Source organism: Methylobacterium sp. AC690, assembly GCF_979256535.1.
Genome location: NZ_CEEDOX010000042.1, coordinates 1 through 7,424 on the forward strand (window position 1 = coordinate 1; position 7,424 = coordinate 7,424).

Annotated in this window: 4 protein-coding genes; 3 read left to right on the top strand and 1 reads right to left on the bottom strand. The window is 71.6% G+C overall.

What is annotated here, in order from left to right; genetic code table 11:
- Window positions 1-163: 163 nt before the first annotated feature.
- Window positions 164-853 (bottom strand): DNA-binding protein, encoded by a 690-nt coding sequence (locus tag AC0IY1_RS25105; protein ID WP_471773291.1) that lies wholly within the window; start codon window positions 851-853, stop codon window positions 164-166.
- 164 nt (window positions 854-1,017) lie between these two features.
- Between AC0IY1_RS25105 and AC0IY1_RS25110 the strand changes: the two genes are divergently transcribed.
- The 3 genes from AC0IY1_RS25110 (at window position 1,018) to AC0IY1_RS25120 (ending at window position 7,294) form a co-directional block, all read left to right on the top strand.
- Complete coding sequence (locus AC0IY1_RS25110; RefSeq protein WP_471773293.1) at window positions 1,018-1,686, top strand: response regulator transcription factor; 669 nt, start codon at window positions 1,018-1,020, stop codon at window positions 1,684-1,686.
- Window positions 1,683-3,185: a sensor histidine kinase gene (locus AC0IY1_RS25115; RefSeq protein ID WP_471773295.1), complete on the top strand. Its 1,503-nt coding sequence runs from the start codon at window positions 1,683-1,685 to the stop codon at window positions 3,183-3,185. Before AC0IY1_RS25110 ends, AC0IY1_RS25115 begins: the two co-directional genes overlap by 4 nt.
- 308 nt (window positions 3,186-3,493) lie before the next feature.
- Window positions 3,494-7,294: an EAL domain-containing protein gene (locus AC0IY1_RS25120; RefSeq protein ID WP_471773297.1), complete on the top strand. Its 3,801-nt coding sequence runs from the start codon at window positions 3,494-3,496 to the stop codon at window positions 7,292-7,294.
- Window positions 7,295-7,424 lie beyond the last annotated feature (130 nt).

Consider the following 7,424-nt stretch of genomic DNA (forward strand, 5'->3'; position numbering starts at 1 on the left):
ACCAGAGGCCGGTGCCCCGCCTCCGGGCGCGGGCCACCCGGGGGCGGGGCGGGCTGGGCAACGGCTGCGCTGGCGATGAGGAGTGCGGCGGCGCTGAGGAGGGCGGTGGTCTTCGTCATGAGCAATGTCCCGTGGGTTTGACTGAAGGTGGACGTGCGGCGTCTCAGAACACCCGCCTCTCGCGGACCTGTCCGTCGAAGCCGACATGGAGCTGGCGCTCGCGGCCGTCGCTGCCGCGAGCGGCCACCTCGAGGTGACGGAGGCCGCGTCCGGTGACCCGGATGTCGGAGTAGCCGGCGGAGGCGACCTGCGCCGTCAGCGCCGGTACGTCGGGCGACGCGCCGAGGCCGACCCGGTCCTTGGCCCAGTCGAGGGTGCCGGGGGGCGGACCGCCGGCGGGGCCGACCAGGACCCGGCTGCCGTCGGCGCGGGTGATCAGCATGGCGTGGAGAAAGCCGTTCTCGAACCGGCCCTGCACGGTGACGGCCTCGCCGGGCTTCACCAGGGCAGCCCCCTCCCCCTGGGGGCCGGTCTCGACCAGCGCCTTGCCGGTGCCGTCCTGCATCACGAACTTGTTGCCGTAGATCTCGGCGACATCGCCCTTGGCGGCGATCGAGCCGGAGGCCTTCAGGGCGGAGATCGCGGTGGGCTCCACCGGCGTCATCATCGACGTGCCGGTCTGGGCGAGCGACAGCCCGATCGCCCCGAAGGCGAGGGGCGCGGCGATGGCGCCGACGACGAGGGCGCGGCGCGAGCGTCTCGGGGTCGGGGCGACGGCCGGACCGGCGCTGTCGCTGGCCTGGAAAGTCCCGCTGGTCCGGGCCGTTTCGGGGCTCGGGGTGGTCTCGGTCATGGTGCCTGTCCTTCTCGGGTTCGGCGGTTGCCCTCTCGGGTTGACGCCGTTCTAGGACGGGGCCGCGAACCCGGACTGAACCGCGCGGTTCAGCCCCCGTTAAAGGACGCGGCGTAGGCCGCACGCCGGTCCACCCTCGCCCTCCCACCCACGGACACGACTCCATGAAACTCCTGCTGGTGGAGGATGATGCGCCGCTGGCCGCCGAGATCGCCAAGGCGCTGCGCGGGGAGAACTTTGCCCTCGACCACGCGGCGAACGGCGAGGACGCGCAGCATCTCGGCGAGACCGAGACCTACGATGCCGTGGTGCTCGACCTGGGCCTGCCCAAGCGCGATGGGCTCTCCGTCCTCCAGGCCTGGCGGGCGGCGGGCCGAACCGTACCGGTCCTCGTCCTCACGGCGCGGGATGGCTGGAGCGACAAGGTCGCGGGCTTCAAGGCGGGGGCCGACGATTTCCTCGTCAAGCCGTTCCGAGTCGAGGAGCTGGTGATCCGCCTGCGGGCCCTGGTGCGCCGGGCGACGGCGCATGGGGCATCCCGCGTCACCTGCGGTCCCCTCACCTATGAATCTGGCCTCGGCACCTTCGAGCGCGACGGCCTGCCCCTGAAACTCACCGGCCTCGAATGGCGGGTGCTCTCCTGCCTGATCCTGCACAAGGACGGGGTGATGCCGCGCGGGCAGCTGATCGAGCGGGTCTACGACGGCGACGCCGACGTCGATTCGAACTCCGTCGAGGTCATCATCACCCGCCTGCGCCGTAAGATCGCCCCTGCCCGGATCGAGGGTGTGCGCGGCCACGGGTATCGCCTGCTTCCGGGCGACCCCACGTGAACCGGGCAGAGCCGCCTGCGGGACGCGCCGGAACGGCCGGGCACGGACCGCCCGCCAAGCCCGATCGACCCGTTCCGCCCCCGAAGCCCATCGGCGTCCTTCATCTCGGCTCCCTGCAGCGCCGTCTGCTGCTGGCTGCCCTCGCGCTCGTCACCGTGGCCCTACTGGTCGCCGGCCTCGCCATCGGGCTCGTCCTGCACCGCTTCGTCCGGGCCCAGCTCGACAGCCGCCTCGACAGCCAACTCGTTGCCCTGGCGTCCAGCCTGGAGCGCGGTCCCGGCGACCGCCTGCGCCTCGACCGCGCCCTGGACGGCCCCCCCTTCGACCGCCCGCACTCCGGCTGGTACTGGCAGGTTCGCCAGGGCGGCAGCACATTGCGGTCCGAGTCCCTCGAAGGGGGATCTTTGGAGGCGCGCAGCCTGCGCCCGCCGGATCCCCCCGCCATGGGCGGCCCGACCCAGGATGGCGCCGAGCCGGGCCCCCTGCCCCGAAACCGGGACCCGGACCGCCCGCAGCCGGGCGACGGCATCGGCCCCTGGGGCGAGGCCCTGATTCTCCGCATCCAGGTCCTGCCCGCCAGGGGGGGAACGCCGCCGGTCGTCCTCGTGGCCTCGGCCCCGGCCCAGGCCCTGAACGGCCCCTTGCGCGAGGCCGGCCTGACGCTCGCGGCCATCCTGGGAATCCTCGGTCTCTGCTTGGTGGCCGGCACCGTCCTGCAGGTCCGTCTCGGCCTGCGGCCCCTGGAGCGGCTGCGCCGGGACATCGCCGAGGTTCGGGCCGGACGGCGGCCTCGCATTCCGGGCCAGCAGCCCGCCGAGATCCGGCCCCTGGTGAGCGAGGTGAACGCCCTCCTCGACCAGAACGCCGCCAACCTCGAACGGGCCCGCACCCACGTGGCCAATCTCGCGCACGGCCTGAAGACGCCCCTGGCGACCCTGAGCCTCGCCCTGTCCGACCCGACCCGCGATCCGGATGGCCGTCTCGCCGAGCTCGTTGGCGCCATGGATCGGCAGGTACGCCACCACCTGCGGCGCGCGCGGGCCGCCGCGTTGGGCGGCGCGACCCGCACCCGGACCGAACTCGCCGGCCCCCTCGCCGACCTGCGGACCACCTTCGGGCGGCTCTACGCCGAGAAGCCCCTCGCCATCGCGCTCGACCTGCCGGCCGGTCTCGCGGTGGCCTGCGATCCGCAGGACATCGACGAGATGCTCGGCAATCTCATCGACAATGCCTGCCAGTGGAGCCACGGTCGCGTCCGGGTCTCCGCCGCCGCCACGGAAGCGGGCATCGCCGTGACGGTGGCGGATGACGGTCCCGGGCTCGATGCGGAGGCGGCGGAACGCGCCGTGCGGCCCGGCGGACGCCTCGACGAGAGCGTGCCCGGCCACGGCTTCGGGTTGTCGATCACCCGCGAACTCGCCGAGCTGTACGGCGGCGGACTGCGCCTCGCGCGCTCGGATCTCGGCGGTCTCAGTGCCCAGTTGCTGTTGCCGGCATGAACGTCGTCGACGTCCTGCGCAGAACCGACCTCGACGGCGTGCAACGCGGCCTTCACGGATCGGCGAACAGGCAATCCACCAAGGAACGCGCCGCATGTCCCGAGACGTCGTGGGCATAAAGGAAAGTGAAAGGCTGCCGAGGCATGGTCTCGCGTCGGGCGGTTTGGTCGCGGAGTTCCGCAAGATCGGCTGATGTCCATCCTGTGCCGGCCCGGACCCGTCAACGACATCGGGTCCTGTCGGTTTTCGGGGTCTGAGACGCGGATCGCAGAGTTTCTGCGGACTTGCGTCGGCGAGAAAGGGTTGTCGTGCCGAGCTCCAGTGTCGAGGCGCAGCGTCTGGCCATCCTCAACGACCTGAGACTCTTGGAATGTACCCCGGAGGCGCATCTCGATGCCGTCTGCCGGACCGCCTGCGCTTTGTTCGGCGTGCCCATCGCTCTCGTGAACCTTGCCGGGAGCGAGACCTATACACTCAAGGCGCGATGCGGCGTCCCCACCGGAGGCACCCTCCCCCGTGCCGGCGCCTTCTGCGACCGCACCATCCTGGGTGCACCCGGCGCGGTGCTGGTCCTGCCCGACCTCCTGGCTGATGCCGAGTTCGCGTCGAGCCCCCTGGTCACCGGGAGCCCCCGGGCCCGGTTCTACGCGGGTGTGCCCCTGGCCCTCTCGGACGGTCTGCCCCTCGGCACGCTCTGCCTCATCGACACGGTCCCGCGCGATGATTTCGACGCGGCCCGCGTGGCGCAGCTGCGCGACCTCGGCACCGTTGTCGAGGCCCATCTCCGGCTGACGGCCGCCCAGCGCGCGAGCCAGATCGAGCGGGCGGAGCGCCAGCGGACCGAGGTACTCCTCGCCGCGAAAGCCGCCGATCTCAAGCTCGTGGTCCAGGCCCAGCGGCTGACCGAGTCGGTCGCCCATATCGGGTACTGGCGCATCCATGCCCGGACGCGGACCGTGTCGTGGTCCGAGGGCGTGTGCGGCGTCTTCGGGCGGCCGATGCCCCCCGGCGGCGAGATCCCCCTCGACGCGCACCTCGCCTACTACCATCCGGACGATCGGGCCACGGTCGCGGCCCGCATCGTCAGCGCCCTGGAGAGCAACTCGCCCGAGGGCGCGGCCTATCAGGGGCGCGCGCGCATCGTCCGGCCGGACGGCAGCCTCTGTCACGTGATCGTCCAGGGCGCGGTCGAGCGCGATGCGGGCGGCCGCCTGACGGCGCTCTACGGTCTGGTCCTCGACGTGACCGACCTCGCCGCTTCCGAGGCGCAGCTGCGGGAGAAGGACCTGCGTCTGCGCGCGACCCTGGAGACCATGGACCAGGGCCTGATCATGATGGACGCGCAGGGCTGCGTCCGCCTGCTCAATCCGCGGGCCCACCAGCTGCTCGATCTGCCCGAGACGATTCTGCGCGAGGGGGCGCTCCTGTCCGATATCCTCGCGCATCTGACGAAGCGCGGCGACTTTTCGGCGATGCCGACCGCCCCGGACGGCCGGCCGCGCCTGCGCGACGCCGCCGGTGCCTGGACGCCCCTGCGCATCGACTGGGCGCGTCCGGACGGCACCACCCTGGAGGTCCGGGGCGTGTCCCTGCCCGATGGCGGCATCCTGCACACCTTCACCGACGTCACGGAGCATCGGGCGGCGGAGACCCGTACCCGGGAGGGCGAGCGACGGTACCGCGTCCTCGCGGATTCCGTCTCCGACATGATCGTCCGGCGCAGCGTCGCGAACGTCCGCACCTACGTCTCCCCGGCCTCGCACGATCTCCTCGGTTACAGTCCCCAGGAGATGCTGGACCTGTCGCTGGATGCCTCGCTGCATCCCGAGGATGCGCTCGCCACCCGCGCGTTCCTCGAGGCGTTCCGGGCCGGGCGCACCGAGACGGGCCGCATCACCCATCGCCTGCGCCACCGCGATGGCCGCTGGATCTGGGTCGAGGCGCAGACGCGGCTCGTGCGCGACGAGGCCGGACTGCCGTTCGAGACCATCACCGCCGCGCGCGACGTCAGCGAGCGCGTCGCCGCCGAGCAGGCCCTGCGCCTGGGGGAGGCCCGGTACCGCGCCCTCGCCGATTCCCTGCCCCAGATCGTCTGGGTCGTCTCCCTCCACGACGGCGCCGCCACCTACGTCAACCAGCGCTTCGAGGACTATTACGGGCCCATCGGCACCACCCGGGAGGCTCGTCTCGCCCGCAATCATCCGGAGGATGCCGCGCGGATGGAGGCGGTCTTCAGCGAGGCCCGGCGGCGGGGGGGTGCCTACGAGGTGGAAGGCCGCCTCCTCCGGCACGACGGCGTCTACCGCTGGCACAAGTTGGTCATGCTGCCCGTGCGGGAGGACGGCGTGATGGTCGGCTTGCTCGGAACGGCGCTCGACATCGACGACATCGTCACGGCGCGCCAGGCCCTGGAGGAAACCTCGAATCTCCTGCGCCTCGCACAGGAATCGGCCGGAGCCGGCCTCTGGTCCTGGGACCTGAAGGGCGGCACCGTCCGGCACTCCGTCGACAGCGCGCGGATGTACGGCATCCCGGTGCCGGCGGGCCACGCGCCGGAGCGACCCGTGGAGGTCAGCGTCGGCGCCTGGGACCGCCGGATCCACGCGGACGACCTCGCCGTCCTGTACGGACACGTCTACCGCTCCCTGTCCGAGGGCGGGTCGTACAGCGGCGAGTTCCGCCTGGCGATGGTTGAGGGTGATGCACCGCGCTGGCTTCAGAGCTTCGCCCGGGTCGTGACCGACCCGGATTCGAACGAGCCGGTGAAGATCGTCGGGCTCACGATGGATGTCACCGAGCGCAAGGTGGCAGAGGGCCGGATCGCCCATATGGCCCTGCACGACGGGCTGACCGGCCTGCCGAACCGGCTCCTCTTCAAGGAGCGCCTGAGCAATGCCCTCGCCCGTGCCGATCGGCGCGGCGGCCGCTTCGCGGTCCTGGCCTGCGACCTCGACCGCTTCAAGGCCGTCAACGACACCCTCGGGCACCCGGCCGGCGACGCGCTCCTGCGCGTGGTGGCCGACCGCCTGCGCAGCGTGGTCCGGGAGGGCGACACCGTCGCGCGCCTGGGCGGCGACGAATTCGCCATCATCCTGGCCGAACTCGACGATCCCCAGGAGGCCGGGTTCGCGGCGCGGCGGATCATCGAGGTGATGGAGCAGCCCGTCGACCTCGACGGGCACCGGGTCGGGATCGGGGTCAGCGTCGGCATCGGCCTCGGCTCCCAGGACGGCGCCGATGCCGATACGCTGTTCCGCAACGCCGACATCGCCCTCTACCGGGCCAAGGCGGCCGGACGGAACACCTACCGCTTCTACGAGGCGGCGATGGATGCGGCGACGACCCAGCGCAACCTTCTCGAGCTCGAGATGCGCGAGGCGGTGCGCACGGGGGGCTTCAGCCTACACTACCAGCCGGTCCTGCACCTCGACAGCGGCACCGTGAAGGGCTTCGAGGCCCTGCTTCGCTGGCAGCACCCGGTGCGCGGCATGATCGCGCCGGGCGCCTTCATCCCCCTCGCGGAGGAGACCGGCCTGATCCGCCAGCTCGGAAGCTGGGCCCTCCGGGAAGCCTGCACCGAGGCGGCTTCCTGGCCCGGGGACCGGCGCATCGCCGTCAACGTCTCCGCGGTCCAGTTCGGACAATCGAACCTGGAGCAGAGCGTGGTCGCCGCCCTGGCCGCTTCCGGGCTGCCGGCGCGGCGCCTGGAACTGGAGATTACCGAGAGCGTCCTGATGCAGGATGCGGAGGCGGTCATCGCTTGCCTGCACCGTCTGCGCGCCCTCGGCGTCCGGATCGCCCTCGACGATTTCGGCACGGGTTACTCCTCCCTGAGCTACCTGCGTCGCTTCCCCTTCGACCGGATCAAGATCGACCGCTCCTTCATCCGCGAGATCACCGATCCCGGCACCGCCGCGATCGTGCGGGCGGTGGTCGACCTCGGCACCCAGCTCGGAGCCAGCATCACGGCCGAGGGCATCGAGACGGAGGAACAGATGGCGCGGGTACGCCAGGAGGGCTGCACCGAGGCCCAGGGCTTCCTCCTCGGCCGCCCCCTCCCGGCCGAGGAGGCGCGTCGGTTCCTCGAAGGCCTGCGCGACGCGGCCTGAACGCGGAGTCGTATTTTTGTCGGAAGGCTGTTGACAGGAGATTCGAAGACCCCTATACCCCGGTTCATCGGCGGGCGGCCAACGGGGTTGGCGGCTTGCTTTTGCATCTCCTGACGATTTGGCGGGGTTT

Excerpts from the sequence above, each read along its gene's own strand:
- AC0IY1_RS25110 (WP_471773293.1), top strand. The coding sequence starts at position 1,018 with ATGAAACTCCTGCTGGTGGAGGATGATGCGCCGCTGGCCGCCGAGATC.
- AC0IY1_RS25105 (WP_471773291.1), bottom strand. The coding sequence starts at position 853 with ATGACCGAGACCACCCCGAGCCCCGAAACGGCCCGGACCAGCGGGACT.